The organism is Streptomyces monashensis (assembly GCF_001866665.1).
Taxonomy (GTDB): domain Bacteria; phylum Actinomycetota; class Actinomycetes; order Streptomycetales; family Streptomycetaceae; genus Streptomyces; species Streptomyces monashensis.
This window is the reverse complement of sequence record NZ_MLYO01000056.1, coordinates 22,020-42,996: the sequence shown is the minus strand read 5'-3', so window position 1 is coordinate 42,996 and position 20,977 is coordinate 22,020. Positions and strand designations below refer to the sequence as shown.

Annotated in this window: 16 protein-coding genes; 15 read left to right on the top strand and 1 reads right to left on the bottom strand. The window is 70.0% G+C overall.

Going from position 1 to position 20,977, the window contains the following annotated elements; all coding sequences use genetic code 11:
* The first annotated feature begins 14 nt into the window (after window positions 1-14).
* The 15 genes from BIV23_RS30945 to recQ all read left to right on the top strand — a co-directional run bounded on the left by BIV23_RS30945 (window position 15) and on the right by recQ (window position 18,149).
* The gene (locus tag BIV23_RS30945; RefSeq protein ID WP_003992243.1) at window positions 15-374 is read left to right on the top strand and encodes an NADH-quinone oxidoreductase subunit A; all 360 of its coding nucleotides are present in this window, start codon (window positions 15-17) and stop codon (window positions 372-374) included.
* 13 nt (window positions 375-387) lie between these two features.
* A complete protein-coding gene (locus BIV23_RS30940; protein ID WP_053654534.1) occupies window positions 388-942 on the top strand; it encodes a NuoB/complex I 20 kDa subunit family protein in 555 nt (184 codons plus the stop codon).
* On the top strand, window positions 939-1,703 hold the full coding sequence (locus tag BIV23_RS30935; RefSeq protein ID WP_071384291.1) for an NADH-quinone oxidoreductase subunit C: 765 nt from the start codon (window positions 939-941) through the stop codon (window positions 1,701-1,703). The genes BIV23_RS30940 and BIV23_RS30935 overlap by 4 nt, the downstream gene beginning before the upstream one ends.
* Window positions 1,700-3,037 (top strand): NADH-quinone oxidoreductase subunit D, encoded by a 1,338-nt coding sequence (locus BIV23_RS30930; protein ID WP_071384290.1) that lies wholly within the window; start codon window positions 1,700-1,702, stop codon window positions 3,035-3,037. The genes BIV23_RS30935 and BIV23_RS30930 overlap by 4 nt, the downstream gene beginning before the upstream one ends.
* The gene (nuoE, locus tag BIV23_RS30925; protein WP_071384289.1) at window positions 3,034-3,825 is read left to right on the top strand and encodes an NADH-quinone oxidoreductase subunit NuoE; all 792 of its coding nucleotides are present in this window, start codon (window positions 3,034-3,036) and stop codon (window positions 3,823-3,825) included. The genes BIV23_RS30930 and nuoE overlap by 4 nt, the downstream gene beginning before the upstream one ends.
* The gene (gene nuoF / locus BIV23_RS30920; protein ID WP_177240096.1) at window positions 3,822-5,171 is read left to right on the top strand and encodes an NADH-quinone oxidoreductase subunit NuoF; all 1,350 of its coding nucleotides are present in this window, start codon (window positions 3,822-3,824) and stop codon (window positions 5,169-5,171) included. The genes nuoE and nuoF overlap by 4 nt, the downstream gene beginning before the upstream one ends.
* Entirely contained in the window at window positions 5,168-7,672 is a 2,505-nt protein-coding gene (locus BIV23_RS30915; protein WP_071384287.1) for an NADH-quinone oxidoreductase subunit G, read from the top strand. Before nuoF ends, BIV23_RS30915 begins: the two co-directional genes overlap by 4 nt.
* Window positions 7,669-9,033, top strand: coding sequence for an NADH-quinone oxidoreductase subunit NuoH (gene nuoH / locus BIV23_RS30910; RefSeq protein ID WP_071384286.1), 1,365 nt, complete (start codon window positions 7,669-7,671; stop codon window positions 9,031-9,033). The genes BIV23_RS30915 and nuoH overlap by 4 nt, the downstream gene beginning before the upstream one ends.
* Window positions 9,026-9,652 (top strand): NADH-quinone oxidoreductase subunit NuoI, encoded by a 627-nt coding sequence (nuoI, locus tag BIV23_RS30905; RefSeq protein WP_071384285.1) that lies wholly within the window; start codon window positions 9,026-9,028, stop codon window positions 9,650-9,652. The genes nuoH and nuoI overlap by 8 nt, the downstream gene beginning before the upstream one ends.
* Complete coding sequence (locus tag BIV23_RS30900; protein WP_071384284.1) at window positions 9,649-10,491, top strand: NADH-quinone oxidoreductase subunit J; 843 nt, start codon at window positions 9,649-9,651, stop codon at window positions 10,489-10,491. The genes nuoI and BIV23_RS30900 overlap by 4 nt, the downstream gene beginning before the upstream one ends.
* Window positions 10,488-10,787: an NADH-quinone oxidoreductase subunit NuoK gene (gene nuoK, locus BIV23_RS30895; RefSeq protein ID WP_071384283.1), complete on the top strand. Its 300-nt coding sequence runs from the start codon at window positions 10,488-10,490 to the stop codon at window positions 10,785-10,787. Before BIV23_RS30900 ends, nuoK begins: the two co-directional genes overlap by 4 nt.
* A 15-nt stretch (window positions 10,788-10,802) precedes the next feature.
* Entirely contained in the window at window positions 10,803-12,698 is a 1,896-nt protein-coding gene (nuoL, locus tag BIV23_RS30890; protein ID WP_071384282.1) for an NADH-quinone oxidoreductase subunit L, read from the top strand.
* Window positions 12,699-12,703: 5 nt separating this feature from the next.
* Window positions 12,704-14,275 carry an NADH-quinone oxidoreductase subunit M gene (locus BIV23_RS30885; RefSeq protein ID WP_071384281.1) on the top strand — a complete coding sequence of 524 codons (1,572 nt, stop codon included), beginning with the start codon at window positions 12,704-12,706 and terminating at the stop codon, window positions 14,273-14,275.
* Window positions 14,272-15,921, top strand: coding sequence for an NADH-quinone oxidoreductase subunit NuoN (nuoN, locus tag BIV23_RS30880; protein ID WP_071384280.1), 1,650 nt, complete (start codon window positions 14,272-14,274; stop codon window positions 15,919-15,921). Before BIV23_RS30885 ends, nuoN begins: the two co-directional genes overlap by 4 nt.
* A 227-nt stretch (window positions 15,922-16,148) precedes the next feature.
* Window positions 16,149-18,149 carry a DNA helicase RecQ gene (gene recQ, locus BIV23_RS30875; protein ID WP_071384279.1) on the top strand — a complete coding sequence of 667 codons (2,001 nt, stop codon included), beginning with the start codon at window positions 16,149-16,151 and terminating at the stop codon, window positions 18,147-18,149.
* A 48-nt stretch (window positions 18,150-18,197) separates the two neighbouring features.
* Here recQ and BIV23_RS30870 read toward each other — a convergent pair whose 3' ends face one another.
* Complete coding sequence (locus tag BIV23_RS30870; protein ID WP_071384278.1) at window positions 18,198-20,969, bottom strand: fumarate reductase/succinate dehydrogenase flavoprotein subunit; 2,772 nt, start codon at window positions 20,967-20,969, stop codon at window positions 18,198-18,200.
* Between the last annotated feature and the right edge of the window lie 8 nt (window positions 20,970-20,977).

Below are 20,977 nucleotides of genomic sequence, written 5' to 3'. Positions count from 1 at the left end.
AGGAGCGAGGAGCGGTGAACGCGTATGCGCCCATCCTCGTACTGGGAGCCCTCGGGGCAGGCTTTGCGATCTTCTCCGTGGTCATGGCCACGCTGATCGGGCCGAAGCGGTACAACCGCGCGAAGCTCGAGGCCTATGAATGCGGTATCGAGCCGACCCCCACGCCGGCCGGCGGCGGGCGCTTCCCCATCAAGTACTACCTGACGGCGATGCTCTTCATCGTCTTCGACATCGAGATCGTCTTCCTCTACCCCTGGGCCGTCACCTTCGACGCCCTGGGGATCTTCGGGCTCGTGGAGATGCTGCTCTTCGTGCTCACCGTCTTCGTCGCGTACGCGTACGTATGGCGGCGCGGCGGCCTGGAATGGGACTGAGGGGCCTTTAGACATGGGACTCGAAGAAAAGCTGCCGAGCGGCTTCCTGCTCACCACCGTCGAGCAGGCCGCGGGCTGGGTGCGCAAGGCATCCGTCTTCCCGGCCACCTTCGGCCTCGCCTGCTGCGCCATCGAGATGATGACCACTGGTGCCGGCCGCTACGACCTGGCGCGCTTCGGCATGGAGGTCTTCCGCGGCTCGCCGCGCCAGGCCGACCTGATGATCGTCGCCGGCCGGGTCAGCCAGAAGATGGCGCCGGTGCTCCGGCAGGTCTACGACCAGATGCCCAACCCCAAGTGGGTGATCTCCATGGGCGTCTGCGCCTCCTCGGGCGGCATGTTCAACAACTACGCGATCGTCCAGGGCGTCGACCACATCGTCCCGGTCGACATCTATCTGCCGGGCTGCCCGCCCCGCCCCGAGATGCTGATGGACGCGATTCTCAAGCTCCACCAGAAGATCCAGACCTCCAAGCTCGGCGTGAACGCCAAGGAGGCCGCCCGCGAGGCGGAGGAGGCGGCGCTCAAGGCCCTGCCCACGATCGAGATGAAGGGGCTGCTGCGGTGAGCGACGCGAACGGCACCAACGGCGCCGGCGGATCCGCGAACGGGGTGAACCCCGAGAAGGACCTGTCCGCCTCCAACCTCCCCGGCCAGCGAGGCCAGGGCGGCGAGGAGATCCGCGTCCAGCGCGGCATGTTCGGCGCCAACAACGGCGGCGACACCTCCGGCTACGGCGGACTGGTCCGCTCGGTCCGCCTCCCGGGACCCGCGAGCAGGCCCTACGGCGGCTGGTTCGACGAGGTCGCCGACGAACTCGAAGGCGCCCTGGCGGAACAGGGACTCCTCCCGGAGAACGCCATCGAGAAGACGGTCGTCGACCGCGCCGAGCTGACCTTCCACATCGAACGCGAGCACCTGGTCCGCGTCGCCCGCACCCTCCGCGACGACCCGGCCCTGCGCTTCGAGCTGTGCACCGGCGTCAGCGGCGTCCACTACCCGAACGACAAGGGCCGCGAGCTGCACGCCGTCTACCACCTGCGCTCGATCACCCACAACCGGCTGATCCGCCTCGAAGTCAGCGCACCCGACAGCGACCCGCGCATCCCGTCCCTGGTCCCCGTCTACCCGACGAACGACTGGCACGAGCGCGAGACCTACGACTTCTTCGGGATCGTCTTCGACGGTCACCCGGCCCTGACGCGGATCATGATGCCGGACGACTGGCAGGGCCACCCGCAGCGCAAGGACTACCCCCTCGGCGGCATCCCCGTCGAGTACAAGGGCGCCCAGATCCCGGCTCCGGACCAGCGGAGGTCGTACTCGTGAGCACGCAGTCAGCATCCGCCGACGCCGCATCGGCGCGCGAGACCACCGAGGGCACCGTATACACGGTCACCGGTGGCGACTGGGACGAGATCGTCCAGTCCGCGACCCGCGCCGACGACGAACGCATCGTCGTCAACATGGGTCCGCAGCACCCGTCCACCCATGGAGTGCTTCGCCTGATCCTGGAGATCGAGGGCGAGACCGTCACCGAGGCCCGCTGCGGCATCGGCTATCTGCACACGGGTATCGAGAAGAACCTCGAATTCCGCACGTGGACGCAGGGCACCACCTTCGTCACGCGCATGGACTACCTCACGTCCTTCTTCAACGAGACCGCCTACTGCCTCGCCGTCGAGAAACTCCTCGGCATCGAGGACGAGATCACCGAGCGCGCCACGATCATCCGGGTGCTCCTGATGGAGCTGAACCGGCTCTCCTCCCACCTGGTGTGCATCGCCACCGGAGGCATGGAGCTCGGCGCCACCACGATCATGATCTACGGATTCCGCGATCGTGAAATGATTCTCGACCTCTACGAGCTCATCACGGGCCTGCGCATGAACCACGCGTACATCCGGCCCGGCGGACTCGCCCAGGACCTGCCGCCCGGCGCGGTGGACCAGATCCGCGCGTTCGTGAAGAAGATGAAGAAGAACATCCCGGAGTACGACAAGCTCGCCACCGGGAACCCCATCTTCAAGGCCCGCATGCAGGACATCGGCTACCTCGACCTGGCCGGCTGCATGGCCCTCGGCGCCACCGGCCCGATCCTGCGCTCCGCCGGCCTGCCGCACGACCTGCGCAAGGCGCAGCCGTACTGCGGCTACGAGACGTACGACTTCGAGATCCCGACCGCCGACACCTGCGACGCCTACGGCCGCTTCCTGGTCCGCCTGGAGGAGATGCGCCAGTCGCTCGGGATCGTCGAGCAGTGCCTGGACCGGCTCCAGCCCGGACCGGTCATGGTCGCCGACAAGAAGATCGCCTGGCCTGCCCAGCTCGCCCTGGGACCGGACGGACTCGGCAACTCCCTCGACCACATCAAGAAGATCATGGGCACCTCCATGGAGGCCCTGATCCACCACTTCAAACTCGTCACCGAGGGCTTCCGCGTCCCGCCGGGACAGGCGTACGCGGCCGTCGAGTCCCCCAAGGGCGAGCTCGGCGTGCACGCCGTCTCCGACGGCGGCACCCGCCCCTACCGGGTCCACTTCCGCGACCCGTCCTTCACCAACCTGCAGGCCATGGCGGCGATGTGCGAAGGCGGCCAGGTCGCCGACGTGATCGTCGCCGTCGCGTCCATCGACCCCGTGATGGGAGGCGTCGACCGGTGACCACCTCTTCTTCGGAGCGGGGCGTCAGCCTGGGCATGCCCGAACTGCCCGCGCCCGCGTACCCGGACGACGTCCGGGTACGGCTGGAGGCGGACGCGCGCGACGTCATCGCGCGCTACCCGGACTCCCGCTCCGCCCTGCTGCCGCTGCTCCACCTCGTGCAGTCGGAGGAGGGCCACGTCACGCGCACCGGAATGCGGTTCTGCGCGGACATGCTGGACCTGACGACGGCCGAGGTCAGCGCCGTCGCCACCTTCTACACCATGTACCGGCGCAAGGCGTCCGGCGACTACCAGGTCGGCGTGTGCACCAACACGCTGTGCGCGGTGATGGGCGGCGACGAGATCTTCGAGACCCTCCAGGAGCACCTGGGCGTCGGCAACGGCGAGACCACCGGCGACGGCAAGGTCACCCTGGAGCACATCGAGTGCAACGCGGCCTGCGACTTCGCGCCGGTCGTGATGGTCAACTGGGAGTTCTTCGACAACCAGACGCCCGGCAGCGCCAAGCGCCTGGTCGACGATCTGCGCGCGGGGCGGCCCGTGCAGCCCACGCGCGGTGCGCGGATGTGCACCTTCAAGGAGACCGCGCGGATGCTGGCCGGCTTCCCCGACGAGCGGCCCGGGGCCGTCGAGGAGGGCGGCAGTGCGGGACCCGCGTCGCTGGTGGGCCTTCGCCTGGCAAGGGGAGAGGCCGCACCCGCGCGCGTGGTCCATCCGCGCGGAGGTCCGCACGAGGAACCCCAGGACACGACGTCCGTCGACCAGGACGCAGAGGAGGGGGAGTGATGACCGTGGCAGCCGAGCTCAAGGACACCAGCCCCGAGAAGCTGCTCGCACCCGTGCTGTCGGCCTTCTGGGACGAGGACCGGTCCTGGACGCTGGACGTCTACCGGAGGCACGAGGGGTACGAGGGGCTGCGCAAGGCACTCGCCATGTCGCCGGACGACCTGATCGCGTACGTCAAGGACTCCGGTCTGCGCGGTCGCGGTGGCGCGGGGTTCCCGACCGGAATGAAGTGGCAGTTCATTCCGCAGGGTGATGGAAAACCGCACTATCTAGTTGTCAACGCCGACGAGTCGGAGCCCGGGACCTGCAAGGACATCCCGCTCCTCTTCGCGAACCCGCACAGCCTCATCGAGGGCATTGTGATCGCGTGTTACGCCATCAGGTCGTCGCATGCCTTCATCTATCTGCGTGGTGAAGTCGTCCCCGTTCTACGGCGGTTGCACGAGGCCGTGCGCGAGGCCTACGTGGCGGGATACCTCGGCGAGAACATCCTGGGCAGCGGGCTCGACCTCCAGCTCACCGTGCACGCGGGCGCGGGCGCGTACATCTGCGGTGAGGAGACCGCACTGCTGGACTCGCTCGAAGGCCGCCGTGGTCAACCGCGGCTGCGTCCCCCCTTCCCTGCTGTCGAAGGGCTCTATGCCTGCCCGACTGTTGTGAACAACGTCGAGTCGATCGCGTCGGTTCCCGCCATCCTGAAAAAAGGGAAAGACTGGTTCAGGTCGATGGGCAGCGAGAAGTCCCCGGGCTTCACGCTCTACTCGCTCAGCGGCCACGTCGCGAGCCCCGGCCAGTACGAGGCCCCGCTCGGCATCACGCTCCGGCAGCTCCTCGACATGAGCGGCGGGATGCGGCCCGGCCACTGCCTCAAGTTCTGGACGCCCGGCGGCTCCTCGACCCCGATGTTCACCGACGAGCACCTCGACGTCCCTCTCGACTACGAAGGAGTGGGCGCGGCCGGATCCATGCTCGGCACCAAGGCGCTCCAGTGCTTCGACGAGACGACCTGCGTGGTGCGGGCGGTGACCCGCTGGACCGAGTTCTACGCGCACGAGTCCTGCGGCAAGTGCACGCCATGCCGCGAAGGGACGTACTGGCTGGTGCAGTTGCTGCGGGACATCGAGGCGGGCAAGGGCGCCATGTCCGACCTCGACAAGCTCGCCGACATCGCCGACAACATCAACGGCAAGTCGTTCTGCGCCCTCGGCGACGGCGCCGCGTCCCCGATCTTCTCCTCGCTGAAGTACTTCCGCGAGGAGTACGAGCAGCACATCACGGGCCGGGGCTGCCCCTTCGACCCGGCCAAGTCGACGGCCTGGGCGGACCGCCCGGAGGTGAACGCATGACCGTGACCACCAGCGCCCCCACCGGAGGGGGGCAGGCGGCGGTCCCGCCGGAGGACCTCGTCACGCTGACGATCGACGGCATCGAGCTCAGCGTGCCCAAGGGCACCCTGGTCATCCGGGCCGCCGAGCAGGTCGGCGTCGAGATCCCCCGGTTCTGCGACCATCCCCTCCTCGCCCCCGTCGGCGCCTGCCGCCAGTGCATCGTCGAGGTCGAGGGCCAGCGCAAGCCGATGGCGTCCTGCACCATCACGTGCACCGACGGCATGGTGGTGAAGACCCAGCTGACCTCGCCCGTCGCAGAGAAGGCCCAGAAGGGTGTGATGGAGCTGCTGCTCATCAACCACCCCCTGGACTGCCCGGTCTGCGACAAGGGCGGCGAGTGCCCGCTGCAGAACCAGTCCATGTCGCACGGCGCGGCCGAGTCCCGCTTCGACGGCAAGAAGCGCACCTACGAGAAGCCCGTACCGATCTCCACCCAGGTGCTGCTCGACCGCGAGCGGTGCGTGCTGTGTGCCCGCTGCACCCGGTTCTCCAACCAGATCGCGGGCGACCCGATGATCGAGCTGCTGGAGCGGGGCGCGCTGCAGCAGGTCGGCACCGGCGAGGGCGACCCGTTCGAGTCGTACTTCTCCGGCAACACCATCCAGATCTGCCCGGTCGGTGCCCTCACCTCGGCCGCCTACCGGTTCCGCTCCCGCCCCTTCGACCTCATCTCCTCGCCGTCGGTGTGCGAGCACTGCTCCGGCGGCTGCGCCACCCGTACCGACCACCGGCGCGGCAAGGTCATGCGGCGGCTCGCCGAGAACGACCCCGAGGTCAACGAGGAGTGGATCTGCGACAAGGGACGCTTCGCGTTCCGGTACGCGCAGGCGAAGGACCGTCTCGACACCCCGCTGGTCCGGGGCGCCGACGGCGTCCTGGAGCCCGCTTCCTGGCCGCAGGCGCTGGACGCGGCCGCGCGTGGGCTGAGCGCCGCCCGCTCCCGGGCCGGCGTCCTCATCGGCGGCCGGCTCACCGTCGAGGACGCCTACGCGTACAGCAAGTTCGCGCGCGTGGCGCTCGACACCAACGACATCGACTTCCGCGCGCGCGTGCACAGCGGCGAGGAGGCCGACTTCCTGGCGTCCCAGGTGGCCGGCCGCGGCCGAGACCTCGACGGTACGGGCGTCACGTACACCTCCCTGGAGAAGGCGCCCGCCGTCCTGCTGGTCGGCTTCGAGTCCGAGGAAGAGGCGCCCGGCGTCTTCCTGCGGCTGCGCAAGGCCTGGCGCAGGCACAAGCAGCAGGTCTTCGCGGTGGCCACGCACGCGACCCGGGGCCTCGCGAAGGCGGGCGGCACGCTGCTGCCGGCCGCGCCGGGCACCGAGACCGAGTGGCTGGACGCCCTCGCGAGCGGCGTCGGCCTGGAGGAGCCCGGCACGCGCGCGGCGGAGGCCTTGCGCGGCGAGGGCGCGGTCATCGTGGTCGGGGAGCGGCTCGCCTCGGTCGCGGGCGGGCTCACCGCAGCCGTCCGCGCCGCCACCGCGACCGGCGCCCGGCTGGTGTGGATCCCGCGCCGGGCCGGTGAACGCGGTGCCGTCGAGGTCGGCGCGCTGCCGTCGCTCCTGCCGGGCGGCCGCCCGGCCACCGACCCGCGCGCGCGGGAGGAGGTCGCCGCCGCCTGGGGGCTGGCCGAACTCCCGCTGCGCTACGGCCGCGACACGCACCACATCGTCGAGGCCGCCGCCACGGGTGAACTGTCCGCCCTCGTCGTCGCCGGTGTGGAGGTCGCCGACCTGCCCGACCCGGCACGCGCGCGCGAGGCACTGGACAGCGTCGGCTTCCTGGTCTCGCTGGAGCTGCGGCCCGGCGAGGTCACCGAGCACGCCGACGTCGTCCTGCCGGTCGCCGCGGCGGCAGAGAAGGCGGGCACCTTCCTCAACTGGGAAGGCAGGGTGCGGCTCTTCGAGGCCGCCCTCAAGCCCGACCAGATGACCCGCCGTCTCCCGCCGACCGACGCGCGCGTGCTGCAGATGCTCGCCGACGCCATGGACGTCCACCTCGGCCTGCCGGATCTGCGCACCACGCGCGCGGAGATCGACCGGCTCGGCTCCTGGGACGGCCCGCACGCCACCGAGCCCCAGGAGTCCCCGGGCGCGCTGCCGCGTCCGGCCGTCGGCGAGGCCGTGCTCGCCGGGCACCGGCTGCTGCTCGACCAGGGCGTCCTCCAGCAGGGCGACGAAGCGCTCGCCGGCACCCGGCACGCCGCACGCGCGCGCGTGTCGGCGGCGACGGCCGCCGAGGCGGGCGTGCGGGACGGCGGACTCCTCGCCGTCACCGGCCCGGCCGGCACCACCGAACTCCCGCTCCAGGTCACCGAGATGCCCGACCGTGTGGTCTGGCTCCCGCTGAACTCCGCCGGTGCCGGCGTTGCCTCCGACACCGGGGCACAGCCCGGCTCCCTCGTCCGCATCGGCCCGGCGGCAGTCGCCGAAGAGGCCCCCAAGGAGGTGGAGGCATGAGCCCGTTCCTCGCCGCTGAAGACCTCTCGATGTTCGGCCGCGACCCCTGGTGGCTGGTCGTCGTCAAGGCGGTGTTCTGCTTCGCCTTCCTGATGGTGACCGTGCTGTTCTCCATCGTCTGGGAGCGCAAGGTCGTCGCCTGGATGCAGCTGCGCATCGGCCCCAACCGGCACGGCCCCTGGGGCATGCTCCAGTCGCTCGCCGACGGCGTGAAGCTGATGCTCAAGGAAGACGTCATCGTCAAACGCGCGGACAAGGTGGTCTACGTCCTCGCGCCGATCGTCGCGGCCATCCCGGCCTTCATGGCGATCGCGGTGATCCCCTTCGGCCCGGCCGGCAACGAGATCTCGATCTTCGGCCACCGCACCACGATGCAGCTCACCGACCTGCCGATCGCGATGCTCTACGTCCTCGCGGTCGCCTCCGTCGGCATCTACGGCATCGTGCTGGCGGGCTGGAGTTCCGGATCCACCTATCCGCTCCTCGGCGGTCTGCGCTCCTGCGCGCAGATGATCTCCTACGAGATCGCCATGGGCGCCGCGTTCGCCTCGGTGTTCCTCTACTCGGGGTCGATGTCGACGTCCACGATCGTGGAGCAGCAGCACGACCGCTGGTACATCCTGTTGCTGCCGGTCTCCTTCATCCTCTACATCGTCACGATGGTCGGCGAGACCAACCGCGCCCCCTTCGACATGCCGGAGTCCGAGGGCGACCTGGTCGGCGGCTTCAACACCGAGTACTCGTCCATCAAGTTCGCGATGTTCATGCTCGCCGAGTACGTGAACATGGTGACGGTCTCGGCCGTGTCGACCACGCTCTTCCTCGGCGGCTGGCGTGCTCCCTGGCCGATCAGCACCCTCTGGGCGGGCGCCAACCACGGCTGGTGGCCGCTGCTCTGGTTCGTGATCAAGGTCCAGTTGCTGCTGTTCTTCTTCATCTGGCTGCGCGGCACACTCCCGCGCGTGCGCTACGACCAGCTGATGAAGCTTGGCTGGAAGGTCCTCATCCCGGTGTCGGTGACCTGGCTGATGCTGGTGGCGACGGTGCGGGCCCTGCGTAACGCGCACTACGACTTCGCCGACATCGCCCTCTACGTCGGCGGTGGAGTCCTCGCCCTGCTGCTGCTCTCCTTCGTCGCCGACATGTTCCGTGAGAAGGCGAAGGAGACCGAGCAGCCCGCCGTGCAGGAGGCCGGATTCGACCCGATGGCGGGCGGATTCCCGGTCCCGCCGCTGCCCGGACAGGAGCTCCCGCCGGTGCCGAGGCGCCGCCCCCGCCGCGAGCGGGAGCTGATTGTCAGTGGTGGGTCGGACACTGTCAGTGACGGATCTTCGGATGGAAAGGAGGCGTCCGATGGCTGAGGAGCCCAAGGAGACCAAGCCCGGTTTCCTGAACCCCGTGGCCGGCTTCGGCGTGACCTTCAAGGCCATGTTCAAGAAGCGGCTGACCGAGCAGTACCCCGAGCAGAAGAAGACCACGGCCCCGCGGTTCCACGGACGGCACCAGCTCAACCGCCATCCGGACGGCCTGGAGAAGTGCGTCGGCTGTGAGCTGTGCGCCTGGGCCTGCCCCGCAGACGCGATCTACGTCGAGGGCGCCGACAACACCGACGAGGAGCGCTACTCGCCGGGCGAGCGGTACGGCCGCGTCTACCAGATCAACTACGCCCGCTGCATCCTGTGCGGCCTGTGCATCGAGGCGTGCCCCACGCGCGCGCTCACGATGACCAACGAGTTCGAGCTGGCCGACTCCAGCCGCGCCAACCTCATCTACACCAAGGAGCAACTGCTCGCCGGGCTCGAGGACGGCATGGTCGACACGCCCCACGCGATCTTCCCGGGCACCGACGAACAGGACTACTACCGCGGCCTGGTCACCCAGGCCGCGCCCGGCACCGTACGGCAGGTCGCCGTCTCCAAGGGCGAGTCCCCCGAGGACCGGCAGCAGGACCAGGACCGGGAGCAGGAGGTGGACGCATGAGCCCGCAGCTCGCCGCCTACACCACATCCACCGGCGAGGCCTTCCAGTTCTGGGTGCTCGCCACCGTCGCGGTGATCGGCGCCCTGTGCACCGTCTTCATGAAGAAGTCCGTGCACAGCGCCCTCTCCCTCGCCGGAACCATGATCGTCCTGGCGGTGTTCTACCTCGCCAACGGCGCCTATTTCCTCGGGATCGTGCAGATCGTCGTCTACACCGGCGCGATCATGATGCTGTTCCTGTTCGTGGTGATGCTCGTCGGCGTGACGGCCGCGGACTCGCTGAAGGAGACCATCAAGGGCCAGCGCTGGCTGGCCCTTCTGTGCGGGATCGGCTTCGGCGTCCTGCTGTTCGCCGGCATCGGCAACGCCTCGCTGAAGGAGTTCGACGGCACCGGCCGGGCGAACGCGAACGGCAACGTGGAGGGCCTCGCCTCCCTCATCTTCACCAAGTACGTCTTCGCCTTCGAAATCACCGGCGCCCTGCTGATCACGGCCGCCGTCGGCGCCATGGTTCTCACGCACCGGGAGCGCACCGAGCGGGCCAGGACCCAGCGCGAGCTGTCCGAGCAGCGCATCCGCGAGGGCAAGCACGTCCCGCCGCTGCCCGCCCCCGGTGTCTACGCCCGGCACAACGCCGTGGACATCGCCGGCCTGCTGCCCGACGGCACCCCGTCCGAGCTGACCGTCAGCAAGACGCTGCGTGAACGCGGCCAGATCCGTGACGTCTCGGCGGAGGCGCTCGGCGACCTCAAGGCGCTGGAGCAGCGCGCGGAGGAGCGCCTGGAGCGCACGGCGATCGAACCGACGACGTTCAAGCGGTCCGAGGAGGCGTCGAAGTGAACCCGGTCAACTACCTCTATCTCTCGGCCCTGTTGTTCACGATCGGTGCGACCGGCGTCCTGATCCGGCGCAACGCCATCGTGGTCTTCATGTGCATCGAGCTGATGCTGAACGCCTGCAACCTCGCGTTCGTCACCTTCTCACGGATGCACGGCAACCTCGACGGCCAGATCATCGCGTTCTTCACGATGGTCGTCGCCGCCGCGGAGGTCGTGGTGGGCCTCGCGATCATCGTGTCGCTGTTCCGTACCCGCCACTCGGCCTCGGTCGACGACGCCAGCCTGATGAAGCTGTAAGGGGTCGGAAGAATCGTGGAGAACCTGATCGCGCTGCTCATCGCGGCGCCCCTGCTCGGAGCGGCCGTCCTGCTGACGGGCGGCCGGCGCCTGGACCGCGTCGGCCACTGGATCGGCACGCTCCTGTCGGCCGCCTCCTTCGTGTTCGGCCTGATCCTCTTCGCCGACCTGCTCGGCAAGAACGCCGAACACCGCACCCTGATCAAGCACCTGTTCAGCTGGGTCCCGGTGGCCGGCTTCCAGGCGGACGCCACACTCCGCCTGGACCAGCTGTCGATGACGTTCGTCCTGCTCATCACGGGCGTCGGTTCACTGATCCACCTGTACTCGGTCGGGTACATGGAGCACGACGAGCGGCGCCGCCGCTTCTTCGGCTATCTCAACCTGTTCCTCGCGGCCATGCTGCTGCTCGTCCTCGCCGACAACTACCTGCTGCTGTATGTCGGCTGGGAGGGCGTCGGTCTCGCGTCGTACCTGCTGATCGGTTTCTGGCAGCACAAGCCCAGCGCCGCGACGGCCGCGAAGAAGGCATTCCTGGTCAACCGCGTCGGCGACATGGGCCTGTCGATCGCGATCATGCTGATGTTCGCGACGTACGGGACGTTCGCCTTCGGTCCGGTCCTCGGCCACGCGACCGACGCCTCCGAGGGCAAGCTCACCGCGATCGGCCTGATGCTGCTGCTCGCCGCCTGCGGCAAGTCCGCCCAGGTGCCGCTGCAGTCCTGGCTCGGGGACGCCATGGAAGGCCCGACCCCGGTCTCTGCCCTGATCCACGCGGCGACGATGGTGACCGCGGGCGTGTACCTGATCGTCCGCTCGGGAGCCGTCTTCAACGCCGCTCCCGACGCACAGCTGGCGGTCACCGTCGTCGGCGCGGTCACGCTCCTGTTCGGTGCGATCGTCGGTTGCGCCAAGGACGACATCAAGAAGGCGCTGGCCGGCTCGACCATGTCGCAGATCGGCTACATGATCCTCGCCGCGGGCCTCGGCCCCATCGGCTACGTCTTCGCGATCATGCACCTGGTGACGCACGGCTTCTTCAAGGCCGGGCTGTTCCTCGGCGCCGGTTCGGTCATGCACGGCATGAACGACGAGGTCGACATGCGCAAGTACGGCGGCCTCAGGACGTATATGCCGGTCACCTTCGTCACCTTCGGCCTCGGCTACCTCGCCATCATCGGCTTCCCGGGCCTGTCCGGCTTCTTCTCCAAGGACAAGATCATCGAGGCGGCCTTCGCGAAGGGCGGCACCGAGGGCTGGATCCTCGGCGGCGCGGCCCTGCTGGGCGCGGCCATCACCGCCTTCTACATGACGCGCGTGATGCTGATGACGTTCTTCGGCGAGAAGCGCTGGCAGCCCGACGAGAACGGCAACGAGCCGCACCCGCACGAGTCCCCGAGGGTCATGACGATCCCGATGATCGTGCTCGCCGTCGGCTCGGTCTTCGGCGGCGCCTTCTTCAGCATCGGCGACCGCTTCCTGCACTGGCTGGAGCCGGTCACCGGACACAGCGAGGGCCACTCCCCGGTCAGTGCCTGGACGGTCACCGGGGCCACCATGGTCTGCCTGGTCATCGGCGTCGGCATCGCCTGGGCGCAGTACGGCCGCAGGACCGTCCCGGCCGTCGCCCCGCGCGGCTCGCTGCTCACCCGCGCGGCCCGCCGCGACCTGCTCCAGGACGACTTCAACCACGTGGTCCTGGTCCGCGGTGGCGAGCACCTGACGCGCTCGCTGGTGTACGTCGACCACACCCTGGTCGACGGTGTCGTCAACGGCACGGCGGCCGGCTTCGGCGGTCTGTCCGGGCGGATGCGCCGGCTCCAGAACGGCTTCGCCCGCTCCTACGCGGTCTCGATGTTCGGCGGCGCGGCACTCCTCGTCGCCGCGACCCTGCTGATGAGGGCGGTCTGATACCGATGTCCTTTCCTCTGCTGACAGCGACGGCGGCGCTCCCGGCCGTGGGGGCCGTCGCCACGGCCGCCGTACCGGCCGCGCAGCGTACCGCCGCCAAGTGGCTGGCGCTGCTCGTCTCGCTGGCCACACTCGCCCTGGCGATCACGATCCTGGTCCGCTTCGACCCGGGCGGCGCCCGCTACCAGCTCACCGAGTCCCACGCCTGGATCGCGGACTTCGGGGTGCGGTACGAGCTGGGCGTGGACGGCATCGCGGTGGCGCTGGTCGCGCTGACCGCCCTGCTGATCCCCTTCATCGTCCTCGCCGGCTGGAACGACGCCGACCCGCTGGAGACGGGCAGCCGGCGCTGGCGGCCCACACAGGGTTTCTTCGCGCTGATCCTGGCCGTCGAGGCGATGGTGATCATCTCCTTCGAGGCCACCGACGTCTTCGTCTTCTACATCTTCTTCGAAGCCATGCTCATCCCGATGTACTTCCTCATCGGCGGCTTCGGCGACCGCGCCCACGCACAGGGCGAGGCGGCGGCCTCGACGCAACGGTCGTACGCGGCCGTGAAGTTCCTCCTCTACAACCTCGTCGGCGGCCTGATCATGCTTGCCGCGGTGATCGGCCTCTACGTCGTCGCCGGGAGCTTCAGCCTCGTGGACATCGCGCACGCGCGCGCGTCGGGTTCGCTGCACATGGCGACCAGCACCGAACGCTGGCTGTTCCTCGGCTTCTTCTTCGCCTTCGCGGTGAAGGCGCCCCTGTGGCCGCTGCACACCTGGCTGCCCAACGCCATGCAGGAGGCCACCGCCCCGGTCGCCGTCCTGATCACCGCGGTCGTCGACAAGGTGGGCACCTTCGCGATGCTCCGCTTCTGCCTCCAGCTGTTCCCGGAGGCCTCGAAGTGGGCGACGCCCGCCATCCTCGTCCTGTCCCTGATCAGCATCGTCTACGGCGCACTGCTCGCCGTCGGCCAGCGGGACATCAAGCGCCTGGTGGCGTACGCGTCGATCTCGCACTTCGGCTTCATCATCATGGGCATCTTCGCGATGACCAGCCAGGGCCAGTCCGGGGCCACGCTGTACATGGTCAACCACGGCCTCTCCACAGCCGCGTTGATGCTGGTCGCCGGGTTCCTCATCTCCCGGCGCGGCTCGCGGCTCATCGCCGACTACGGCGGGGTGCAGAAGGTCGCCCCGGTGCTCGCCGGCACGTTCCTGATCGGCAGCCTGGCCACCCTCTCCCTGCCTGGCCTCGCGCCGTTCGTCAGTGAATTCCTCGTCCTGGTCGGCACGTTCACGCGCTACCCGGCGATCGGCATCATCGCCACCATCGGCATCGTCCTCGCCGCGCTCTACACCCTCGTGCTGTACCAGCGGACGATGACGGGCCCGGTGAAACCCGCGGTGTCGGCGATGCCGGACCTCCGCGCGCGCGAGCTGGTGGTCGTGGCCCCGCTGATCGTGCTGCTGATCTTCCTGGGCGTCTACCCGAAGCCCGTCACGGACATCGTCAACCCGGCGGTCAAGCAGACCATGTCCGACGTACACAAGACCGACCCCAAGCCCTCGGTGGAGGCGGCCAAGTGAGCACAGCAGCCGTCCACAGCCTGTGGACAACCGCGGCCGACCCGATCGCGAAGATCCCGACGCCGAAGATCGAATACGGGCAATTGTCGCCGACGCTGATCGTCGTCGGTGCCGCGCTGGTCGGCGTGCTGATCGAGGCGTTCGTCCCGCGCAAGTCCCGGTACTACGCGCAGGTGTTCGTGTCCGTCGTCGCCCTGTGCGCCGCGTTCGCAGCGGTCGTCGGGCTCGCGGCCGACGGCTACGGCACCACCAAGGCGCACATCGCGGCCATGGGCGCGATCGCCGTCGACGGACCGGCCCTGTTCCTCCAGGGCACGATCCTGCTGGCCGGACTGGTCGCCCTGTTCACCTTCGCCGAGCGCCGCCTGGACCCGGCGGCGCACGGCAGCCGCGTCGACTCCTTCGCCGCACAGGCGGCGTCGGTGCCCGGCAGTGACGGCGAGAAGGCGGCGGTGAAGGCGGGCTTCACCACGACAGAGGTCTTCCCGCTGCTGTTGTTCGCCATCGCGGGCATGCTGGTCTTCCCCTCGGCCAACGACCTGCTGACGCTGTTCGTGGCCCTGGAGGTCTTCTCCCTGCCGCTGTACCTGCTGTGCGCGCTGGCCCGCCGCAAGCGGCTGATGTCGCAGGAGGCCGCGGTCAAGTACTTCCTGCTCGGCGCGTTCGCCTCGGCGTTCACCCTGTTCGGCATCGCCCTGCTCTACGGCTACGCGGGCTCGGTGTCGTACGCGCGCATCGCGCAGGTCGTCGACGGCACGGTCACCAACGTCGACCCGGCGCTCGCCAACACCATGGGCAACGACGCCCTGCTGCTCATCGGCGGCGCCATGATCGTGATGGGCCTGCTGTTCAAGGTGGGCGCGGTCCCGTTCCACATGTGGACGCCCGACGTCTACCAGGGCGCGCCGACCCCGGTGACCGGCTTCATGGCGGCGGCGACGAAGGTGGCCGCGTTCGGCGCGCTGCTGCGCCTGCTGTACGTCGTCCTGCCGGGCATGCGCTGGGACTGGCGGCCGGTCATGTGGGCAGTGGCGATCATCACCATGCTGGGCGGTGCGATCGTCGCGATCACCCAGACCGACATCAAGCGCCTCCTGGCGTACTCCTCGATCGCACACGCCGGATTCATCCTCGCGGGTGTCATCGCCACGTCGAAGGACGGCGTCTCGTCCGTCCTCTTCTACCTGGCCGGCTACTCCTTCGTGACGATCGGCGCCTTCGCGGTGGTCACGCTGGTGCGCGACGCGGGCGGTGAGGCGACCCACCTGTCCAAGTGGGCGGGACTGGGCCGCCGCTCCCCCCTGGTGGCGGCCGTCTTCGCGGTCTTCCTCCTGGCCTTCGCCGGCATCCCGCTGACCTCCGGCTTCGCCGGAAAGTTCGCCGTGTTCAAGGCGGCCGCGGCCGGCGGCGCGGCCCCGCTGGTCGTCATCGGTGTGATCTCCTCGGCGATCGCCGCGTTCTTCTACATCCGCGTGATCGTCCTGATGTTCTTCAGCGAACCGCGCCCGGACGGCCCGACGGTGGCCGTCCCGTCCCCGCTGACCATGGCCGCGATCGGCCTGGGCGTGGCGGTGACCCTGGTGCTCGGCGTGGCCCCGCAGTACTTCCTGAACCTGGCGAGCCAGGCGGGAGTCTTCGTGCGCTGACGCTCCGCCGCGTACAGGCCGCTGCCCGGCACCCTCTTTCGGAGGGGCGCCGGGCAGCGGTGTGTTTCCGGGACCGGCGGAGTCCGGATGATCACGTCAGGTCAGTGGCCGATGACACAGGAGAATGGGCGCAGCCTGTGGATAACTCCGTGGCTGTCGGTGCGGCCCCCTATCGTGGAGGCAGCGGTCGGGATACGACACACGGGGGACCGGCGGGGGACAGGACCATGAAAGCGACGGGCGGGATCAGCGAGATGCCACAGGTGACCGAGGGGCCGGGCGCGGCCGACAGCGAGGCGCTGGCCACGCTGCACCGGATCTTCGGATACGAGGCTTTCCGAGGTGAGCAGGAAGCGATCATCGAGCATGTGGTGGCCGGCGGCGACGCCCTCGTCCTCATGCCGACCGGTGGCGGCAAGTCGCTCTGCTACCAGATCCCCGCCCTGGTCAGACCCGGTACAGGCGTGGTGATCTCCCCTCTGATCGCCCTGATGCAGGACCAGGTCGACGCCCTGCGCGCCCTCGGCGTGCGCGCCGGATTCATGAACTCCACGCAGGACTTCGACGAGCGCCGCCTGGTCGAGGCCGAGTTCCTCTCCGGCGAGCTGGACCTGCTCTACCTGGCCCCGGAGCGGCTGCGCCTGGACACCACGCTCGACCTGCTCTCACGCGGCAAGATCTCCGTCTTCGCGATCGACGAGGCGCACTGCGTGTCCCAGTGGGGTCACGACTTCCGCCCCGACTATCTCGCGCTGTCCCTCCTCGGCGAGCGCTGGCCGGACGTCCCGCGGATCGCTCTCACCGCGACGGCGACCCGCGCCACCCACCAGGAGATCACCCAGCGGCTGAACCTGCCGACGGCCCGGCACTTCGTCGCCAGCTTCGACCGGCCCAACATCCAGTACCGGATCGTGCCCAAGGCCGACCCCAAGAAGCAGCTGCTCGCGTTCCTGCGGCAGGAGCACGTGGGCGACGCGGGCATCGTGTACTGCCTGTCGCGCAACTCGGTGGAGCGGACGGCGGAGTTCCTGGCCGCCAACGGAATCGAGGCGGTGCCCTACCACGCGGGCCTGGACGCGGGCGTGCGCGCCGCTCATCAGTCCCGGTTCCTGCGCGAGGACGGCCTGGTCGTCGTGGCGACCATCGCCTTCGGTATGGGCATCGACAAGCCGGACGTACGGTTCGTCGCCCACCTGGACCTGCCCAAGTCGATCGAGGGCTACTACCAGGAGACCGGCCGCGCGGGCCGCGACGGACAGCCGTCCACGGCGTGGATGGCGTACGGCCTGAACGACGTCATACAGCAGCGCAAGCTGATCCAGTCCGGCGAGGGCGACGAGGTCTTCCGCCGCCGCGCCTCCGCCCACCTCGACGCGATGCTCGCGCTGTGCGAGACAGCCCAGTGCCGACGCGGTCAGCTGCTCGCCTACTTCGGCCAGGACCCCGATCCGGCGGGCTGCGGCAACTGCGACACCTGCCTGACCCCGCCGGAGACCTGGGACGGCACGATCGCCGCGCAGAAGGTGCTGTCGACCGTGGTACGGCTGCAGCGTGAGCGCGGGCAGAAGTTCGGCGCCGTGCAGATCGTCGACATCCTGCTCGGCAAGCGCACCGGCAAGGTCATCCAGTTCGACCACGACCAGTTGTCCGTCTTCGGTATCGGTACGGACCTCACCGAGGCCGAGTGGCGGGGCGCCATCCGCCAGCTGTTGGCCCAGGGACTGCTCGCGGTCGAGGGGGAGTACGGCACGCTGGTGCTCACCGAGGAGAGCAGTTCGGTGCTGCGGCGCGAGCGGGAGGTGCCGCTGCGCAAGGAGCCGAAGAAGCCGGCCGTGGCCCGGTCGCGGTCGGCGGGTGCGTCCGGCGGCGGCAGCAAGGCCAAGGTCGCCGCGGCCGAGCTGCCCGACGAACTGGTGCCCGCCTTCGAGGCCCTGCGCGCGTGGCGCACCGAACAGGCCCGTGAGCAGGGTGTCCCGCCGTACATCGTCTTCAACGACGCCACCCTGCGCGCGATCGTCACGCTGAACCCCGCCTCCGTGACCGAACTGGGCACGGTGAGCGGCGTCGGCGAGAAGAAGCTGGCCACGTACGGGGAGGGCGTGCTGGCGGCGCTGGCCTCCCTGGACGATCCGGCGGATCCGGTGGGTTCGGCTCCGGCCGCCGGTGCCGCGCAGGGCACCGACTGGCCGGAGCAGGACGAGGAGCCGGAACCCGACGACTGGATATAGCGGGCGGAGCGGGTCGGGCGCGTCGGGCCGAGGAGACGCGAGAGATCGTCACAGCCCCCGCGCCGCATAGGCCCTGACGTCCGCGTCCGAGTCGGTCGCGGCCGTGGCGAGAGCCGCGCGGGCCTGTGCCGTGCCCCGATGCCGCGTCAGGGCCAGGACGGCCGCCTTGCGCACGTCGGCGTTGGCGTCGGCCAGGGCCTTGGCCAGCGCGGGTACGGCAGTGTCGGCGGCCGCGGCCGACAGCGCGGTGGCGGCGCCGGAGCGGACCTGCCAGGCCGGGTCGGACAGGGCGGCCACGGCCCAGGCGGCGAGCGGCGCAGGGCAGCCGGTGTCGGCCAGGGCGCCGAGCGCGGCGCCGCGTACCAGGGCGTCGGTGTCCTCGGTCAGCCGGTCCAGGGCGGCCCTGAGCAACTGCTGGTCGGCCTCCGCCGACGCGGCCGGGGCGACAGTGGCCAGCGCTCTGGCCACCGCGACCCGGACCTCCCGGGAGGGATCGTCCGCGGCACCGGCCAGCGGGCGGACGGCGTCGACGGAGACCAGCGCCCGTACGGCCTCGGTGCGGACGGCGATGTCGGGGTCGTCCAGCGCCGCGGCGAACACACCGGCCCCGCCGAGCCGCAGGGCGCGCAGCACATCGAGCGCGGCGGCCCGGACCACGGGGTCGGCCTGGTCGAGCGCGCCGGTGAGGGCGCCGCCCAGGGCGGGGTCGGGCGGCAGGGTCTCGACGAGCTCGCGCAGCGAGGCCGCAGCGGCCGCCCGGACCTCGGCGTCGGGGTCGGCGAGCGCACCGGCCAGGGCCAGCCCGCCGCCGGGCGGCACGGTCTCGGTGACCACCGCGACGGCTGTCCGGCGCACGCCGGGGTCGGAGTCCGTCAAGTAGGGCTCCAGTGCGGCGAGTTCCGGCTCCGCCTCGGCCAGCTCCAGCAGCCGGAGGAGCCGGGACGAGGCGGTGCCGTGGGTGCCGGCCCGCGCGCCGGAGGCGGAGGCGGTGACGCGTGCGGGCGCCGGACCCGCGGCGATCGGTGCCGCCTCGCGCGGCCCGGCCGTGGCCACGTGCTCGGGGTGGACCTCGCCGATCCGCCGGGAGGGACCGCCGACGGGCGCGAACTCCTCGACCGGGACCAGATAGGGAGCCACGGGACGGGCCGTGAACTCCATCGCACCAGAGGGGGACTTGTGCAGATCGAGATGGTGGAACCAGGAGGCGTCGTCCCGACCGGGATGGTCGAGACGGTCGTGGTAGAGGCCCCAGCGGGACTCGGTGCGGGCGAGGGAAGCGCGAGCGGCCATCTCGGCGCAGTCGCGGATGAAGGTGACCTCGGCGCAGCGCATCAGCTCGTGCGGGGTGCGGGCGCCCATGGCGGCGATGTCGGCGCGCATCCGCTCGAAGGCCTCCAGGGCGAGGGAGAGCCGCGCGCCGGACTTCGGCGGTGCCACGTAGTCGTTCACGAAGCGGCGCAGCTTGTACTCGACCTGGGGCTGCGGCGGGCCGTTCGGGTGGCGCAGCGGACGGTAGATCAGCTCGTGCGCCTCGCGGACCTGGTCCGCGGGAAGTTCACCCGCGTACGCCGTGTACCGGGCGGCGTCCCCGCCCGCCAGGTCGCCGAAGACGAAGGCCCCGATCATGTAGTTGTGCGGGACACACGCGAGGTCACCGGCGGCGTACAGGCGGGGGACGGTCGTACGGGCGTGGTCGTCGACGCGGACGCCGGAGGCGGAGTGGCCGCCGCACAGGCCGATCTCGGAGATGTGCATCTCGACGTCGTGGGTGCGGTAGTCGTGCCCGCGTCCGGCGTGGAAGGTGCCGCGGGTGGGGCGCTCGGTGGAGTGCAGGATCGACTCCAGCGCGGACACCGACTCCTCGGGGAGATGGCTGAGCTTGAGGTAGACCGGGCCGCGGTCACCGGCGACCTCGGCGGCGAACTCGGCCATCATCCGCCCGGACCAGTAGTCCGAGTCGACGAACCGCTCGCCGTGCCGGTTGACCTGGTAGCCGCCGAAGGGGTTGGCGACGTAGGCGCAGGCGGGCCCGTTGTAGTCCTTGATGAGCGGGTTGATCTGGAAGCACTCGATACCGGACAGTTCGGCGCCCGCGTGGTAGGCCATGGCGTATCCGTCACCGGCGTTGGTGGGGTTCTCGTAGGTGCCGTACAGGTAGCCGGAGGCGGGCAGCCCGAGCCGGCCGCAGGCGCCGGTCGCGAGGACGACCGCCCCCGCGCGGACGGTGACGAAGGCGCCGGTGCGGGTGTGGAAGCCCGCGGCGCCCACGGCCCGCCCGTCCGCAGTGAGCACCCGGACCGGCATCACGCGGTTCTCGATGCGGATCCGCTCCCGCATCTCGCGCCGCCGCAACTGCCGGTAGAGGACCTTTTTGACGTCCTTGCCCTCTGGCATCGGCAGTACGTACGAGCCGGAGCGATGCACCTGGCGCACCGCGTACTCACCGTGCTCGTCCTTCTCGAACTTGACGCCGTACGACTCCAGCCGTTGCACCATCGCGAAACCTCGGGTGGCGGTCTGCCGGACGGTGGACTGGTCGACGATGCCGTCGTTGGCGCGGGTGATCTCGGCGACGTAGTCGTCGGGTTCGGCGCGGCCAGGGACGACCGCGTTGTTGACGCCGTCCATGCCCATGGCGAGCGCGCCGGAGTGGCGGACGTGGGCCTTCTCCAGCAGCAGGACGTCGGCGCCGCGCTCGGCGGCGGTCAGCGCGGCCATGGTGCCGGCGGTGCCACCGCCGATGACGAGGACGTCGCAGGTCAGCTCCTCGGCGTCGGTGACGGCGGGAATCTCCGGGAGGGTGGGCGCGGGGGTGGTCACCGGGGTGC

What these genes read in the sequence shown, in the direction of transcription:
- BIV23_RS30940 (WP_053654534.1), top strand. Translation starts at nt 388, where the DNA reads ATGGGACTCGAAGAAAAGCTGCCGAGCGGCTTCCTGCTCACCACCGTC.
- BIV23_RS30915 (WP_071384287.1), top strand. Translation starts at nt 5,168, where the DNA reads ATGACCGTGACCACCAGCGCCCCCACCGGAGGGGGGCAGGCGGCGGTC.
- nuoH (WP_071384286.1), top strand. Translation starts at nt 7,669, where the DNA reads ATGAGCCCGTTCCTCGCCGCTGAAGACCTCTCGATGTTCGGCCGCGAC.
- nuoI (WP_071384285.1), top strand. Translation starts at nt 9,026, where the DNA reads ATGGCTGAGGAGCCCAAGGAGACCAAGCCCGGTTTCCTGAACCCCGTG.
- BIV23_RS30900 (WP_071384284.1), top strand. Translation starts at nt 9,649, where the DNA reads ATGAGCCCGCAGCTCGCCGCCTACACCACATCCACCGGCGAGGCCTTC.
- BIV23_RS30885 (WP_071384281.1), top strand. Translation starts at nt 12,704, where the DNA reads ATGTCCTTTCCTCTGCTGACAGCGACGGCGGCGCTCCCGGCCGTGGGG.
- recQ (WP_071384279.1), top strand. Translation starts at nt 16,149, where the DNA reads ATGAAAGCGACGGGCGGGATCAGCGAGATGCCACAGGTGACCGAGGGG.